This is a genomic window from Vreelandella janggokensis (genome assembly GCF_031451615.1).
In the GTDB taxonomy this organism is placed as follows: Bacteria; Pseudomonadota; Gammaproteobacteria; order Pseudomonadales; family Halomonadaceae; genus Vreelandella; species Vreelandella janggokensis.
In genome coordinates, this window is sequence record NZ_JARWAJ010000002.1 from 186,499 (window position 1) to 202,559 (window position 16,061).

General features: G+C 55.0%; 17 protein-coding genes. 15 read left to right on the plus strand and 2 right to left on the minus strand.

Features of this window, described 5'->3' with window-relative positions; all coding sequences use genetic code 11:
• Positions 1-28: 28 nt before the first annotated feature.
• Positions 29-466 carry a D-aminoacyl-tRNA deacylase gene (gene dtd, locus QC816_RS07620; RefSeq protein WP_199284261.1) on the plus strand — a complete coding sequence of 146 codons (438 nt, stop codon included), beginning with the start codon at positions 29-31 and terminating at the stop codon, positions 464-466.
• Positions 467-474: 8 nt separating this feature from the next.
• Here the strand turns inward: dtd and QC816_RS07625 are convergent, their stop codons facing one another.
• A complete protein-coding gene (locus QC816_RS07625) occupies positions 475-2,421 on the minus strand; it encodes an ABC-F family ATP-binding cassette domain-containing protein (protein ID WP_309781519.1) in 1,947 nt (648 codons plus the stop codon).
• 29 nt (positions 2,422-2,450) lie between these two features.
• Between QC816_RS07625 and QC816_RS07630 the strand changes: the two genes are divergently transcribed.
• From QC816_RS07630 to QC816_RS07660, 7 genes are all read left to right on the plus strand, one after another.
• Positions 2,451-3,038 carry a TIGR02444 family protein gene (locus tag QC816_RS07630; protein ID WP_309781520.1) on the plus strand — a complete coding sequence of 196 codons (588 nt, stop codon included), beginning with the start codon at positions 2,451-2,453 and terminating at the stop codon, positions 3,036-3,038.
• A 170-nt stretch (positions 3,039-3,208) separates the two neighbouring features.
• Positions 3,209-4,231, plus strand: a complete 1,023-nt coding sequence (locus tag QC816_RS07635; RefSeq protein ID WP_085918091.1) for a TRAP transporter substrate-binding protein — start codon at positions 3,209-3,211, stop codon at positions 4,229-4,231.
• Positions 4,232-4,488: 257 nt separating this feature from the next.
• A complete protein-coding gene (locus QC816_RS07640) occupies positions 4,489-5,067 on the plus strand; it encodes a TRAP transporter small permease (RefSeq protein ID WP_085918092.1) in 579 nt (192 codons plus the stop codon).
• Positions 5,068-5,097: 30 nt separating this feature from the next.
• Complete coding sequence (locus QC816_RS07645; RefSeq protein ID WP_085918093.1) at positions 5,098-6,381, plus strand: TRAP transporter large permease; 1,284 nt, start codon at positions 5,098-5,100, stop codon at positions 6,379-6,381.
• 21 nt (positions 6,382-6,402) lie between these two features.
• Entirely contained in the window at positions 6,403-6,846 is a 444-nt protein-coding gene (locus tag QC816_RS07650; protein ID WP_066316329.1) for a universal stress protein, read from the plus strand.
• A 150-nt stretch (positions 6,847-6,996) separates the two neighbouring features.
• A complete protein-coding gene (locus QC816_RS07655) occupies positions 6,997-7,677 on the plus strand; it encodes a BamJ family beta-barrel-assembly machinery protein (RefSeq protein ID WP_309781521.1) in 681 nt (226 codons plus the stop codon).
• Between the two features lie 3 nt (positions 7,678-7,680).
• Positions 7,681-8,742: an alpha/beta fold hydrolase gene (locus QC816_RS07660; protein WP_309781522.1), complete on the plus strand. Its 1,062-nt coding sequence runs from the start codon at positions 7,681-7,683 to the stop codon at positions 8,740-8,742.
• Here the strand turns inward: QC816_RS07660 and QC816_RS07665 are convergent.
• Positions 8,739-9,332 carry an SCO family protein gene (locus QC816_RS07665; protein WP_085918096.1) on the minus strand — a complete coding sequence of 198 codons (594 nt, stop codon included), beginning with the start codon at positions 9,330-9,332 and terminating at the stop codon, positions 8,739-8,741. The genes QC816_RS07660 and QC816_RS07665 overlap by 4 nt on opposite strands.
• 116 nt (positions 9,333-9,448) lie before the next feature.
• Between QC816_RS07665 and QC816_RS07670 the strand changes: the two genes are divergently transcribed.
• The 7 genes from QC816_RS07670 (at position 9,449) to QC816_RS07700 (ending at position 16,029) form a co-directional block, all read left to right on the plus strand.
• Positions 9,449-10,366: an AEC family transporter gene (locus tag QC816_RS07670; RefSeq protein ID WP_199284258.1), complete on the plus strand. Its 918-nt coding sequence runs from the start codon at positions 9,449-9,451 to the stop codon at positions 10,364-10,366.
• Positions 10,363-10,713: a hypothetical protein gene (locus QC816_RS07675; protein ID WP_309781523.1), complete on the plus strand. Its 351-nt coding sequence runs from the start codon at positions 10,363-10,365 to the stop codon at positions 10,711-10,713. Before QC816_RS07670 ends, QC816_RS07675 begins: the two co-directional genes overlap by 4 nt.
• Positions 10,665-11,651 (plus strand): 2-hydroxyacid dehydrogenase, encoded by a 987-nt coding sequence (locus QC816_RS07680; protein ID WP_199284256.1) that lies wholly within the window; start codon positions 10,665-10,667, stop codon positions 11,649-11,651. The genes QC816_RS07675 and QC816_RS07680 overlap by 49 nt, the downstream gene beginning before the upstream one ends.
• 567 nt (positions 11,652-12,218) lie before the next feature.
• Positions 12,219-13,142 carry a 5-dehydro-4-deoxyglucarate dehydratase gene (gene kdgD, locus QC816_RS07685; RefSeq protein ID WP_264825016.1) on the plus strand — a complete coding sequence of 308 codons (924 nt, stop codon included), beginning with the start codon at positions 12,219-12,221 and terminating at the stop codon, positions 13,140-13,142.
• A gap of 24 nt (positions 13,143-13,166) precedes the next feature.
• Entirely contained in the window at positions 13,167-14,159 is a 993-nt protein-coding gene (locus tag QC816_RS07690) for a TRAP transporter substrate-binding protein (protein WP_264824933.1), read from the plus strand.
• A 52-nt stretch (positions 14,160-14,211) separates the two neighbouring features.
• Complete coding sequence (locus QC816_RS07695; protein WP_309781524.1) at positions 14,212-14,739, plus strand: TRAP transporter small permease; 528 nt, start codon at positions 14,212-14,214, stop codon at positions 14,737-14,739.
• Between the two features lie 9 nt (positions 14,740-14,748).
• On the plus strand, positions 14,749-16,029 hold the full coding sequence (locus QC816_RS07700; RefSeq protein WP_066316311.1) for a TRAP transporter large permease: 1,281 nt from the start codon (positions 14,749-14,751) through the stop codon (positions 16,027-16,029).
• The last annotated feature ends 32 nt before the right edge of the window (positions 16,030-16,061 follow it).

Here is a 16,061-nt window from a genome sequence, read left to right on the forward strand (position 1 = left end):
ACTGGCGCTTTTGCGAGCGAGGCATAGCGTGAAAGCATTGATTCAGCGGGTAACCCGGGCAAGCGTTGATATCGAGGGTGATACCGTGGGCGCCATTGACCACGGGCTGTTGGCGTTGGTGGGCATTGAAAAGGGCGATAGCCAGGCGGATGCCGACAAGTTGTTGCACAAGTTGCTGAACTACCGTGTGTTCAGCGATGCCAATGGCAAGATGAATCTGAATGTGCAACAGGCCGAGGGCGGCCTGCTACTGGTGTCACAGTTCACTCTGGCCGCTGATACCCATAAAGGCCTGCGGCCCAGTTTTTCCAGCGCCGCGCCCCCCGATGAAGGCGAGCAGCTGTTTAACTATCTGGTGGCCCAGGCGCAATCCGCCTGGCAGAACGTCGCTACCGGCGAGTTTGGCGGCAACATGCAGGTCTCGCTGGTGAACGACGGGCCGGTGACCTTCTTGCTGGAGAGCTGAGCGGGTCTTCAGGCGTTCTCGCTGGCCACTAACTCAGCTTCCATGGCTTCCAGTGCCTCCTCGGCGGCCAGCCACTCGGCTTCGGCGTCGTTCAAGCGTGCCTTGATATCAGCTTGGCGGGCCAGGGCATCGGTCAATTCAGCTTTTCGAGCGTTGTCGGTGTAAAGCTCAGGGTCGGCCAGTATTTCCTCGACCTTTTCCAGTGACTGCTGGGTTTTCTCCATCGCTTTTTCCGCCTGGTCACGCTGCTTTTTCAGTGGACGCAACTTCTCACGTAATTCAGCGGCTGCTTTGCGAGCCGCCTTGCGATCACCGCTGGGCTGTTGGGCCTGGCGTTCGTTTTTCTCGCTGCGGCTGTCGCGGCGGCTTTCTTCAAGGCGTGCTTTCAGCCACGCTCGGTAGTCGTCCAGGTCGCCGTCAAAAGGCTCGACGCGATGGTCGGCGACCCGCCAGAACTCATCCACCGTGGCGCGCAGCAGGTGACGGTCGTGGGATACCAGGATGACGGTGCCTTCGAAGCTGGCCAGCGCCTGGGTCAGTGCCTCACGCATTTCCAGGTCCAGGTGGTTGGTGGGCTCATCCAGCAGCAGCAGGTTGGGTTTTTGCCACGCCACCAGGGCCAGCGCCAAACGCGCCTTCTCGCCGCCTGAAAAGGTGGCTACCTGACCAAAGGCGTCGTCGCCTTTAAAGCCGAACCCACCCAGGAAGTTGCGGATTTCCTGGTCGCTGACGGTGGGCGATAGCCGCTGTACATGCACGAATGGGGTGGTGGTCACGTCGAGCCCTTCCAACTGATGCTGGGCAAAGTAACCAATCGCCAAGTGCTCGCCGGGCACCCGCTTGCCATTCAGCAATTCGAGCTCGCCAGTGAGTGATTTGATCAGCGTTGATTTACCCGCCCCGTTGGGGCCTAGCAGACCGATCCGACTACCCGGCAGGAGGGTAACATTGACCTTGTCTAGCTGGACGATATCGCCCGCATCGCCGCGATAACCCAGCGTGGCCTGGTCGAGCACCAGTAGCGGGTGAGAGGTTTTATCCGAGGCGGGCAGGGTGAAATGAAAGGGCGAATCGACATGGGCGACGGCAATATCTTCCATGCGCTCCAGCATCTTGACGCGGCTTTGGGCCTGCTTGGCCTTGGTGGCCTGGGCACGGAAACGCGCGATAAAGCGCTCGATTTCCTCGCGTCGTGCCTGCTGCTTGGCGGCTTCTGCCCGCTGGAGGGCAAGCTTTTCGGCGCGGGTGCGCTCAAAAAGTGAATAGTTGCCGCGGTAAAGTTCCATCGTTTGGTGATGCATATGCACAATGTGATCGCAGACGGCATCAAGAAAATCGCGGTCGTGGGAAATCAACAGCAATGTGCCGGGATAGCGGGTGAGCCATTGCTCCAGCCACAGCAACGCATCAAGGTCCAGGTGGTTGGTGGGCTCATCGAGCAGTAGCAGGTCGGAGGGCATGAACAGCGTGCGGGCCAGGTTGACGCGCATCCGCCAGCCCCCGGAAAACGCCGAAAGCGGTCGATCGAGGTCCGCCTGAAAAAAGCCGAGCCCGACCAGCAGCTGTGCTGCGCGGGATTCGGCGCGATAACCGTCGAGGGTTTCAATCAAGCCGTGCAGTTCAGCCTCCCGGTGGGCATGCCCTGAATCTCTGGCGGCCTGTAGGTCCATTTCGGCCTGGCGAAGGGCGATGTCGCCATCCAGTACATACTCGATAATCGGCCGGTCCAGCGCATCGACCTCCTGAGCCATGTGAGCGATACGCTGTCCACCGCTCAGTTCGACGTCGCCCTGGTCCGGGCCGAGTTCGCCCAGGAGTAGTTTAAAGAGGCTCGACTTGCCTGCACCGTTAGCCCCGATAATCCCCGCTTTCACCCCGTCGGGTAGGGTGAGGTCGGCGTTGTCGAGTAACGTTTGCGTGCCGCGTTGCAGGGCGACTTGGCGCAGTGCGATCATGCGTTCTCCCGAATAAGGTGGGTCATACAATGCCAGATTCTAGTGCGCTTGATTCTACCCGATTCGCGGCGCTTCAGCAGACACCGCTGTGGGATTTCGCGCTAACCTTTTATAGTCGCCCCGGCGTCGAGCAGGCGTGCCTGACGCTACAGGACGACGCAGGCGTGGATGTCTGCGAGCTGTTGTTTCATGGCTGGCTGTATGTGCATGGACTCGAGGCGTTACCAGAGTCGCTTGAAGCGCTGCGCCAGGCGCGCCGTGATTGGCAGACTGGGGTGACAGAAGTGCTGCGCGGGCTAAGGCGCGATTTAAAGCATCACGATGCCCCAAGTGAGACCGTTACCGCCCTGCGTGAGCGGATCAAACAGGCAGAGCTGCTCGCCGAGCGTGAAAACCTTCAACGTTGGCAAACGTGGGCATTGGACAACGAGCAGCCCACTGCACGCCTGAGAAATGTGCCAGTTAGCTCGCAAGATACGGGAAGATGGCTGCAAGAAAACGTTTTATTGCCACAAGATGCGAAAATGGAAGGTTGTGGGTCAAAAACACGACAGGCCCTTCAACACGCCTTTAGCGTGCTAGGTCAGCAACTTGACCCCTTACGGCGGGCGCGCTAGCCTGAAAATTAGCTGCTTTTGAATAACTAACGGTTATTCGGCCTATGAGATGTGCAGCGCCATTCAGCGATTGCACAGTGGCCACAACACTGCGCGTTGTGAGACGCGCCGATCAAAGCAGATTCCTGCGCACTCGTACAGCGCGCTTACCACTGCAAGGGGAACACCGCATGAAGGCAAGCAAGTTAGTAACGACGGCGAGCGTCAGTGCACTGTTGGTTGGTATGTCGGGCGTCGCTCAGGCAGACAACTGGCGTTACGCGCACGAAGAATATGAAGGTGATGTTCAGGACGTTTTCGCCTATGCGTTCAAAGAGCACATCGAAGACAATTCCGATCATACCGTCCAGGTCTATCGCTTTGGCGAGCTGGGCGAGTCCGATGACATCATGGAGCAGACCCAGAACGGTATTCTCCAGTTCGTCAACCAGTCGCCTGGTTTCACCGGCTCGCTCATCCCTGAAGCACAAATCTTTTTCATTCCCTACCTGCTTCCCACCGACGAAGAAACCGTACTTGAGTTCTTCGACGAGAGCGAAGCCATCAACGAGATGTTCCCAGAGCTTTATGCTGAGCAAGGCTTAGAGCTACTGCAAATGTATCCGGAAGGTGAGATGGTCGTGACGACCAACGAGCCGTTCACCTCTCCCGAGGGGCTGGATAACAAGAAAATCCGTACCATGACCAACCCGCTGTTGTCGGAAACCTACGACGCGTTCGGGGCTACGCCAACGCCGTTGCCCTGGGGTGAAGTCTATGGTGGCCTACAGACCGGCGTTATCGACGGTCAAGAAAACCCGATTTTCTGGATCGAGTCCGGCGGTCTTTATGAAGTGTCTCCGCACCTGACCTTTACCGGTCACGGCTGGTTTACCACTGCGATGATGGCCAACCAGGACTTCTACGAAGGTCTTTCCGAAGAAGATCAGCAACTCGTCCAGGAAGCCTCTGAAGTGGCTTATGATCATACCATCGAGCATATCCAGGGCTTAGCCGAAGAATCGCTTGCCAAAATTCAGGAAGCCTCTGACGAAGTCACCGTCACGCGTTTGAATGAAGAGCAGATTCAGGCCTTCCGCGAACGTGCGCCTCAGGTTGAGGAAGCATTTCTGGAAATGACCGGTGAGCGCGGCGAAGAGTTGCTCAATCAGTTCAAGGAAGACTTGGAAGAAGTCTCCAGCGACGAAGAATAAGCAGCCCTCGCCATACAAGGTGCTGCAACGGAAGGACCAAAGGGGCGGCCAGCGGCTGCCCCTTTCTCATATGATCAATAGCAATATCAATTCGCTTGTTGGAAAGTAATTCGTTCATCCAGCGTTGAACCAGTAACGTTGGGTTACCGCTAGGCTAATTATGTTAGCCGTGGATGGCACAACAATTTCCGGCATTTAGATCGGTGTGGAAAGGTGAAATCGCTAGCGCAAGGCTGCGTGATAAAAGGAGTCCGGCCATGACCGAAGAAGAGTCTGAGAAAAGCTACCGCTCTGGCTTGCCCGGTTTTTTAGGGGTGATTGATACAGCTATCAGCAAATTAGAAGCCGTCATTTTGGCGATGGGTGTTTTGCTCATGGCGCTGAATACGGTCACTAACGTGGTTACACGCTTTGTGTTCGGCCACAGCATCATGTTTACAGGTGAGATTAACCGTATCCTGATTATCATGATTACGTTTGCCGGTATTGGCTACGCCGCCCGGCACGGTCGGCATATTCGCATGTCGGCCATCTACGATGCCCTCCCCACTGGAGGTCGCAAATTACTGATGATCGTCATTGCCTTGTTTACCTCGATGGTCATGTTCTTTTTGCTTTACTACTCGGTGTTTTACATCATCGATTTGTATAGCAAAGGGCGCGTGCTGCCATCCTTGGGGCTACCCATCTGGATCATTTATCTCTGGGTACCGATGGGCTTTTTGATTACCGGCATTCAATACCTGCTAACGGCAATTAAGAACATGACCTCCCGGGATGTGTACCTCTCCACCGGGGTGGTGGATGGTTATAAAGATACCGAAACGGAAGTCTAACGCAGGGCAACGCTGCCTAGGGGAACCGCTATGACGACAATAATGGTCACTACGATGATTGCCCTGCTGTTGCTGGGCTTTCCGATGATGATCCCGTTGATCACCGCCTCGGCCATTGGCTTTTACATGATGTTCAACGGGCTGGGGCAGATGGAAACCCTGATTCAGCAGATGATGGCGGGGATACGTCCCGCATCGCTGATCGCGGTACCGATGTTTATTCTGGCCGCCGATATCATGACCCGGGGCCAGTCAGCCAGTCGGCTGATCGACATGGTCATGTCGTTTATCGGCCATGTGAAAGGCGGCCTGGCCGTCAGCACGGCCGCTTCGTGTACGCTGTTCGGGGCAGTGTCGGGATCGACGCAGGCCACGGTGGTGGCCGTTGGTTCGCCGTTGCGGCCGCGTATGTTGAAAGCGGGGTATTCGGATTCGTTCACTCTGGCGTTGATTATCAACTCCAGTGATATTGCCTTTTTGATTCCGCCGAGTATCGGCATGATTATCTACGGGGTCATTTCAGGTACGTCTATTGGTGAGCTGTTTATTGCCGGGATCGGACCTGGCTTGATGATTCTGATGATGTTCGCTGCCTACAGCATGATTTATGCGACGGTGAAAAACGTCCCTACCGAGCCAAAGTCGACCTGGGGAGAGCGCGGTAGGGCCGTGCGCATGGCGCTTTGGCCGCTGGGTTTCCCGGTCATTATCGTTGGTGGTATTTATGGCGGTATTTTCAGCCCCACTGAAGCTGCTGCGGCCTGTGTGCTGTATGCCGTCTTCCTCGAGTTCCTGGTATTCCGTTCGCTGAAAGTGAATGATATTTACGCCATTGCCAAATCGACGGGCTTGATTACCGCCGTGGTGTTTATTCTCGTGGCCGTGGGTAACAGCTTTTCGTGGATCATCTCGTTTGCGCAGATTCCCCAGGCGATTCTGGAGGCAGTGGGCGTCAATGAAGCAGGCCCCACCGGCGTGCTGATTGCCATTTGTATCGCGTTCTTCGTGGCATGCATGTTTGTCGACCCGATTGTGGTGATCCTGGTACTGACACCCATCTTTGCGCCAGCAATTGCCTCCACCGGGCTGGATCCTGTTTTGGTCGGGATTTTGATTACCCTGCAGGTGGCCATCGGCTCGGCGACGCCGCCCTTTGGGTGCGATATCTTTACCGCCATTGCAATCTTCAAGCGCCCGTATTGGGATGTGATCAAGGGCACCCCGCCGTTTATCTTTATGTTGATTCTGGCGGCCGTGCTCCTGATCATGTTCCCGCAAATTGCCCTGTTCCTGCGCGATATAGCGTTTCGCTAAGTCGTCACAAGGAGAACGCCAATGTTCAACCGCATTTTAGTGCCGGTGGATGGCTCCAAGGGCGCCCTCAAGGCGCTTGAGAAAGCCGTAGGCCTGCACATGCTGACCGGCGCAGAGCTGTACTTGCTATGTGTGTTCAAGCACCACAGCCTGCTTGAGGCATCGCTTTCCATGGTGCGGCCCAGCAAGCTGGACATTCCTGACGATGCGTTGAAGGAATACGCCACGGAAATCGCGGTACACGCCAAGTCCCATGCGATAGAGATGGGGGCTGATAGCGGTAGCGTGCGGGCCTTCGTCAAGGGAGGTCGACCATCGCGAACCATCGTTCGCTTTGCCCGCAAACGTGAGTGTGACTTGATCGTTATCGGTGCCCAAGGCACCAACGGCGATAAAAACCTTTTGTTGGGCAGTGTTTCCCAGCGAGTGGCAGGCTCAGCTCACTGCCCCACGATGGTGGTGTAACGCTCTTCCCCGGAGATATCGCAGGGTAATAACACCCGCCGCCTCGGCAGATGCAGCCTGGGGCGGCGGGTGTTACTCTTTTAAGTGTCCTTTCAATACGCATCCATTACCCTCATAACGGTGCTTCGCACCACGCAAAAAAGGTGTTCTATGAACGTAGCGATTTCCTCAACGGCCCTGGTTGGCTTACTACTGGTGGCTCCCTTGGCCGCTGCGGCGCCGGAAACAGAAGAAGAGCGTTTGGCCTATAGCCTGGGCGTTACGCTGGGTGAAAGCATGCAGGCCGATGTCGAAGACCTGGATATCGACACCTTTACCGACGGCATACGCGATGTGTTTGAAGGTAATGATCTGGCGCTTGATGAAGCGCAAATGAGCGAAGCATTGATGGCTTTTCAGGAGCAATCCATGGCGGCCCGCCAAGAGGAAGCGGCGCAAGCCAGTGAAGCGAACCGTGAAGCCGGTGAAGCCTTCCTCGCCGAAAACGCCGAGCGCGATGAGGTGACCGTCACCGAGTCAGGCCTCCAGTACGAAGTGCTTGAGTCGGGCGAGGGCGAGTCGCCTGGCCCCGAAGACACCGTCGAGGTGGATTACGAAGGCATGCTGCTGGATGGCACGGTCTTTGATAGTTCCTATGAACGCGGCGAGTCGGTCAGCTTCCAGGTCAATCAGGTAATCGAAGGTTGGCAAGAAGCCCTTCAAGCAATGAGTGTGGGCGACAGCTGGATGCTGTATATCCCTTCCGACCTAGCCTACGGTGAAAGTGGCCAGGGCCCGATTGGTCCCAACGAGGTGCTTACCTTCCGTGTAGAACTGTTGGACGTTGAATAAGTGATGCCATTGCCGTCGTGTCTATCTCCGCGCTGTTGGATCAGTGGGTTGCTGTTTATCGGTGGCTTGGAGGGAGCGACGGTTGTTCAGGCAGCGCCCGAGCCGTTAGCCGCGCTAGGCGCTGACAAGAGGGCTGTCAGCGTCGTGGGTATTTCGTCCGGTGGGTACATGGCCACGCAGTTGGCCGTGGCCTTTCCTGAGCGCTTCAGTGCAGTGGGCGTATTGGCGGCGGGCCCTTGGGGATGTGCGGAAGGCTCGTTAAGCCGGGCGCTGAATACCTGCATGACGACATCGGGCGGCGAGCCATCCCTCGACAGGCTTGAAAATCGCCGTCGCCGCTACGAGGCGGCAGGTCAGGTGGGGCCGCGGGAAACGCTCAGTCAATTAAGGGTGTTTTTGTGGCACGGCGAGGATGACGATGTCGTGGATCCTGATTTGGGCGATTTATTGGCAGCCCAATGGGAGCGCTGGCTGTCCGGTGCCGATCAGCTGCGCGTCGTTCGGCGCGAAGACACCGGCCATGGCTGGCCGGTCAGGCTGGACGATGAGTTGCCGCCTCCACGAGCCTTGGGCGACTGTCAGCAGGGGGGTGGCAGCTACCTGCTTGCCTGCGATGACGATGTCGCTGGCGCCATGATGCGCTTTCTGTACCCCGAGCGCGGAAGGAACGATGAGGGCCAGGGTCACTTAAGCGCCTTTGATCAGTCCGACTTCGCCGTGGCCGGGCTGGCCGATAGCGGCTTTGTTTTTATACCCGAAGTTTGCGAACAGGTCGGATGTCAGGTCACGGTGGCACTTCACGGCTGTCAGATGAATGAAGACGCGATTGGCGATGCATTTGTACGCCACAGCGGGCTCAATGACTGGGCAGCGTTGCATCAGCAGGTCGTGCTTTATCCCCAGGCGGAGAGCAGCATGATGAACCCTCAAGGCTGCTGGGACTGGTGGGGTTATGCCGAGCGTTCCTCACAGTTAGCCCCGATGCACGATACCCGTGAAGGCGTGCAGGTCCAGGCACTAGTGGCCATGCTGGAACGACTGCAAGCAACGCCTGGGCAGGATTAACGACCCAGTTCATGCGATAGGGCAGCCGTAAGCCCTTGCGGCGTTGGCGAATACAGTACACGTTGCAAGATATCGCCGTCGCGGTCGACCAGGTAGAGTGATGAGCTATGGTCAATGGTGTACTCGATGGCGGAGTCGGGCGCCTCAACGCGCCGCGTAATGACTCCGTAACGGGACATCACGTCATTCAGTTCGGCCTGGTTGCCGCTGGCCCCGATAAAGTCCTCGCCGAAAAACGCCAGGTACTCTTCGAGCCGTTTCAGGGTATCGCGCTGGGGGTCGACGGTGACCATGACAGGCACCACTTTTTCACGTTGCGAGGCTGAAAGCTCAGCCAGCGCCTGGCGCTTGACCGACTGCGTCATAGGGCATACGTCAGGGCAATAGGTATAGCCGAACGACAGCAGCGCAATCTGGTCATCAGCAAGCTGGGACAGCGAAAAGTCGCCTCGGGTGGACGGCAGTTCAATCTCACCGCCAGGCGGCATGTCGCTTTGCGGCGTCAGCGTGGCCTTGTAGAACACGGCACCACTCGCCACAACCAGTGCGGCGGCAGCGCCGACACCAAGCCATAGTTTCGGATAGGCCATGGTATCTCCCTGCAGGCGATGAACTCGACCCTATTGACGACTGGGTAGCTATGTTCATAGTAACAGTAAACCCGCACCTGTCACGGCGTGGGCCAACAAAAGGATAAGGACGTCCAATGGCAAGCATTAGCGGTGCCCTCGGCCCCCTGTTTCTATTGATCTTGCTGGGCGCTGCGCTGGGCGTCAAACGCTGGCCCAGCGATACGTTCTGGCCGCACATGGAGAGGCTGATCTACTTTGTGCTTTTCCCGGCCATGCTGGTGGCGACGCTGGCAACAGCGGATGTCAGCCAGGTGCCGGTGACCCGCCTGGCGCTGGTGCTGCTCGGCGCGATGGCCGCGTTTGGGCTGCTGCTCTGGCGGCTGCGCGCAAGATTGAAGCTGACGCCGGCGGCATTCACCTCGGTGTTTCAGGGCGCGGTGCGTTTCAATACCTATGTGGGCGTTGCCGGGGCGGCGGCCCTGCACGGCAGCGCCGGCGCCACCACCGCCGCCGTGGCGGTGGCGCTGATGGTGCCAGTGGTCAATATCATGTGCGTGGCCAGCTTTGTTGCCGCCGGCACGCTCGGCAACGCCAGCATTGGCAAAAGCATCATGGCACTGATCAAGAACCCCCTGATTCTGGCGTGCTTGCTGGGTATTGTGTTGAATCTTTCCGGCATAGGGCTGCCGGGCTGGAGCCACGATACCGTCGATCTACTAGGCCGTGCTGCCTTGCCGCTTGGGCTGGTTGCTGTGGGGGTGGCATTGCGCCCGGCAGCGCTGCTGCGCGTTGATCGTGGCGTGCTGGCGACGAACAGCGTCAAGCTGTTGCTGATGCCTGCGTTAGTGCTGGGGCTTGCGTGGCTGGTTGGCCTGGATACGGTGAGTCGCGACGTCGCGCTGTTGTTTGCCGCACTGCCCACGGCGACGTCAGCGTATATTCTGGCTCGCCAGCTGGGTGGCGATGCCGAATTGATGGCTGCGATCATCACCGGTCAGACGCTACTGGCGATGCTGACGCTACCGGTTTGGCTTCAATTGGCGAGCGGATGAAAAAGCAAATAAAAAATATTCGTATTTGTGTTGACGAGGTAAATGAGAACTATTACATTGTGATTGTGGCGTTTGATGAGACGCCACAGGCCACGACAGATTTGGCAATCATTACCACTTTCCTGTCATGGTTTCTCCCTCTCATTGCTAGTCACGGTCTTTTGCCGCTCCTCTGGAGCGGCTTTCTTTTTTCTAATAACCACTTTCTTGATCCTTGCCAACAACGCCCTGCGCTGTTCAGGCAGATAATAGGCGCTTTGCCTATGCTGACCTTGAAACCTCGACAGGAGCAACCGCCATGCGCATCGCTGTGTTTAGCGCTAAGCCTTATGACCAAACCTTTCTGACCCTTGCCAATGAGGACAAGCATCACGAGCTGAGTTTTTTTGACGTGCGTCTAAACGCTGATACGGCGATGCTGGCGAGAGGCTATGAAGGGGTCTGCGTGTTTGTGAACGACCATCTGGATTCCACCGTTCTACACCTTCTTCACGACAGCGGAACACGGCTTGTGGCGTTGCGCTCGGCGGGGTTCAATCATGTCGACTTAGCGACCGCCGAACAATTGGGCATGACCGTCGTACGTGTGCCCGCCTATTCACCCCATGCAGTCGCGGAGCACGCGGTAGCCCTGGTGCTAAGTCTTAATCGAATGACTTACCGTGCCTACAACCGAGTGCGCGAGGGTAACTTTTCCCTGGACGGCTTGTTGGGGTTTGACCTGCATGGCAAAACCGTAGGCGTGATCGGAACTGGCAATATTGGGTTGATCTTTGCCGATATCATGCATGGCTTTGGCTGCCGTATTCTGGCCAGCGATCCTTTTCCAAACCCAGACGCCAAAGCGTTTGTGGAGTATGTCCCTCGGGAAATACTCTTTGCGCATGCCGATATTATCTCACTGCACTGCCCGTTGACGCCTGACACTGATCACCTGATCAATGAAAAAGCGATAGACCAAATGAAGCCCGGGGTTATGCTGATAAACACAGGGCGAGGACGCGTGGTTGATACTCAAGCGGTGATCGCCGGGTTAAAAAGCGGCAAAATTGGCCGCTTGGGGTTGGATGTCTACGAAGAAGAAGAGCAGCTGTTCTTCGAAGACTTGTCCCAGGGCGTGATCGATGACGATCAGTTTATGCGACTTACGACCTTCCATAACGTGCTGATTACCGGTCATCAGGCATTTTTTACCGACGAAGCGCTCACCAATATTGCAGAGACGACGCTCGAGAATATTGATGCCTTTGAAAGTGGAAATGGCACATTGCATCGGCTGGTATAACCGAACCGACGTTATGCTGCCGAATCATTGATAAAGGGTTTTCTGTGATTTTAAATAAAAAGCATTCGCATTTTACTTGACGGTGTAAATGAGAACTATTACATTGTGATTGTGGCGTTTGATGAGACGCCACAGACCACGACAGAGTTGGCAATCATTGCCAGTTGACTGTCATGGTTTCTCCCTCTCATTGCTAGTCACGGTCTTTTGCCGCTCCCCTGGAGCGGCTTTCTTTTTTGGGCCTTGGTCACCCAACTGACCCACACCGCTGCCTCCGCCCGGCGTTGTGAGCAAGTTCTCTTATCCCGCTATACAACCTCGTCTTTTCTCACTAAGTCACTATCAATTCAGATGTTTATCCGTGCGATAGGCTTAAGTGGGGTACCCGAAGCGTAAGCGATCAGCCTTCAACTTTGGTTGTATTTTGTGCCATGTGCCTTGCCTGATTGGATCATGAGGCTTAACTTCTCATTTGTACGATGTATGACAACTAGACGGTTGTCACGATTTAGAGCCTCGCGAATGGGTGTTGGCACACTTCAACGAGGGAAGCATGAGGATGGTGGCGTGAAGTTTTCCAAACAAGACGTAATACAAGCGATCGGTGATGGCCTGCTCTCGTTCCCGATAACTGACTTCGATGACAACGGCCAGTTTGATGAAGCCAGCTACCGTGAGCGGCTAGCCTGGTTTATTAGCCATGATATTTCCGCCGTGTTTGTGGCGGGCGGCACCGGTGAGTTTTTCAACCTATCGCTGGAAGAGTACCGCCGTATCGTTCAGGTGGCGGTTGAGGTCATTGACGGCAAGCTTCCCGTGATTGCCAGCGCCGGTTTGAGCGTGGCGACAGGTAAAGCCTTTGCCAGTGCCGCGGAAGAGGCCGGCGCCGATGGCATTTTGCTGATGCCGCCCTACCTGACCGAGTGTCCGCAAGACGGCCTGGTCGATTACGCCCGGCAAATTTGTGACTCAACGGCAATTAACGTTATCTACTACAACCGCGGTAACGGCATTCTCAATGCGACGTCTGTTCAGGCGCTGGCGGATGCCTGCCCGAATCTGATTGGCCTGAAGGACGGCAAAGGCGATATTCAAGCGCTGAACAAGATCGTCAAGACCGTGGGCGACCGCCTGACCTATATCGGTGGCGTGCCTACCGCCGAGATTTTCGCCGAAGCGTATCTTTCCATCGGTGTTAATACCTATTCCTCGGCCGTTTTCAATTTTGTTCCCGATATGGCGGTGGCTTTCTATCGAGCCCTCCGCGCAGGGGACAGCCGTGTCGTTAAGCAAATTACCCAGGACTTTTTTATCCCGTTTATCGATTTGCGTGATCAAAAAGCCGGGTATGCCGTGAGCCTGATCAAAGCCGGTGCCGATATTATTGGCCGCCCGGCGGGAAAGGTTCGCGCGCCTTTAACGATGCCCACGTTGGAAGAATGCGAACACCTTTCGCGTTTAATTGAGCAACAAAAACACAATAACTTATAACTTTTCCTGTAAGAGGAGAGCGTCATGTACAACTACAAGATCAACGTTTCACTAGCCACTATCGCGACGGCAAGTGTTTTGAGCGCACTATCGTTTTCAGCACAAGCCGCTGAGTGGCGGGGCTGGAATATCCATCCTGAGGGTTACCCTAACTCTGATGCGCTGGAGTCGTTTGCTGAAAAAGTGGCGGAAAGAACTGAAAACCGCATTGAACCACGCCTCTACCACAACGCCGTATTAGGCGATCAACCTGATGCGATCGAGCAAACGCGTAATGGTGCCCTCGATTTTGCTAACTTCAACATGGGGCCGATGGGTCCGATCGTAAAAGAGACCAACGTGCTCTCGCTGCCTTTTCTGTTCAACAATCGCGAGCATATGTATGAAGTGATGGATGGTGAGATCGGTGATCGGTTTGCTGCTGCGTTGGAAGATGAGGGGTTGGTGGCGCTTTCCTGGTTCGAGTCCGGCGCGCGCAGCCTGTACAACACTGAAAGGCCGGTTGAAACACCTGAGGATGTAGAAGGCTTAAAAATTCGAGTAATGAACAACGACCTCTATGTCGAAATGATTGAGGCAATGGGTGGCAACGCAACCCCCATGTCGTACGGTGAGGTTTATCAATCGCTGAAAACAGGCGTACTTGATGGGGCGGAAAATAACTTCCCATCGTTTGAATCAAGCAACCATTACGAGGTTTCACAATATTACTCGTTAACTGAGCATCTGATTATTCCAGAGTGTTTGTGTGTTGCTAAATCAACGTGGGATTCGCTATCTGAGGAAGATAAAACCATTGTTGAAGAAGAGGCTTTGGCAGCAGCGGAGCTACAACGTGAGCTTTGGTCAGAAGGGTCGAAGGAAAGCCGAAAAATCGTCGAAGAAGCAGGCGTTGCAATTAATGAAGTGGAAGACAAGCAGGTTTTTCAGGATATGATGCAGCCTCTTTACGATGCGTTCATCGAAGAAAACCCGGATCTTGAATCATTAATCACGGATATCCGAGAAACCATCTGACGATCCGAATACGCTCCCTGTTCTCTTGGGCAGGGAGTAGTAGGAGATAACTGTGAACGCCAACTCTGATACTCATCAGGACCCGAACGATAAACAAACCAGTTTTCTAGACAGAGTGCTAGATAGTGCAGCTGTGGGTTGTTTGATCATTGCAGGCATTTTATTAGTGCTGCTAATTATTTTATTTGGGTGGCTTGTGTTTGGGCGCTATGTGCTAAATGACACGCCTACCTGGGTAGAGCAGGCATCGCTATTAATTGTCGTGTACATCACTTTTCTAGGGGCAGCGGCAGGTGTAAGGAATCATAGCCACTTAAGTATCGATTTTATTCGCGAGGGGCTGCCCGACTTTTGGAACAAGCTTTTCCACGGCATCGCTGATTTTTTTGTTATTGGGTTTGGCATTTTTATGACGTATCAGGGGGCGCTATTAGTGCTTAACAATCTGGAGCGTGCCATCCCAATGATTGGTTTGTCGGAAAGCTGGAGAGCTGCGCCTTTAGTGATTTGTGGTGTGCTGATAGTCGTGTTTTCTGTTGCCGACATGATAGGAAAAATCACTAATAGCCGTCTTAAATAAGGAATTATCATGGGTCTCGCTATTCTCTTCGGGCTGTTTTTTCTGGGCCTTATTGTCGGTGCCCCCGTGGCATTCGCGGTGGGTCTGGCAGCGGTAGTTACCTTTATTTATGAGGGCCTGCCTCTATTTGTGGCCTTCCAGCGCATCTTGTCGGGGATCTCGGTATTTTCACTGCTGGCGATACCGTTCTTTATCTTCGCGGGCGAGTTGATGCTTCAGGGCGGCATTTCAGCGCGCCTTGTTCGTCTAGCATCTGCCATGGTGGGTAAAGTCAGAGGTGGCTTAGGCCTGGTGAACGTGAGCTCGTCAATGCTGTTTGGGGGAATTTCTGGCTCGGCGGTGGCGGATACGTCCGCACTGGGTTCATTGCTGATCCCGGTAATGAAAGAGAAAGGCTACGACGCTGACTACGCAGTCAATGTCACGGTGACCTCTTCTGTCGCCGGTGTCGTGATTCCGCCTAGCCACAACATGATTTTATACGCTGTGGCGGCGGGTGGTGGCATCTCGGTCACTCAGCTATTCATTGCCGGTATTGTGCCGGGGATATTGATGTGCCTTTCACTGGCGGTAGCCGCCTACATCGTGGCGGTTAAGCGTGGCTATAAAGGGGAAGAGTTTCCCGGCTGGCAAGCTCTGTTGTTTAGCCTTGTCGCTGCTGTGCCTGGCTTATTGACGGCCGTCATCATTGTGGGAGGCGTACTCTCGGGCGTTCTGACAGTGACCGAGTCGGGTGCTTTTGGTGCTATCTACGCTATTTTAGTGACGGCATTTGTATATCGTGAGTTGCGTTGGGAATCGTTTAAAGCGGCAGTGTATCAAGCGGTTAAAACTACGGCACTGGTGATGATCTTGGTCGGTTGCGCATCGGCATTTTCCTACCTGCTGGCGCTTTATAACGTTCCTGAACTCCTGATGGGGGCGTTAACGACCATTTCCGATAACCCCATCGTCATTCTGTTGATGCTCAACCTGATTTTGCTCGGGCTAGGCATGATCATGGACATGGCGGCGCTGATTTTGATATGTACGCCAATTTTCCTGCCGGTGGCAACGCAGTCAGGTATGGACCCTATCCAGTTTGGCGTGATGCTAATGATGAACTTAGGGCTTGGACTATGTACGCCGCCAGTAGGAACCTGCCTATATGTCGGATGTGTGGTCGGGAAAATCCGTATTGAAAAAGCGGTACGCACGATTTGGCCCTTCTATTTAGCCTTGTTTGTGGCATTGATGCTGGTGACTTATGTCCCCGCTGTCTCGCTGACATTGCCCGGCTTTTTTGAGTAGCTGTGCCATTTATTACCGCTTTTGATAAGGAG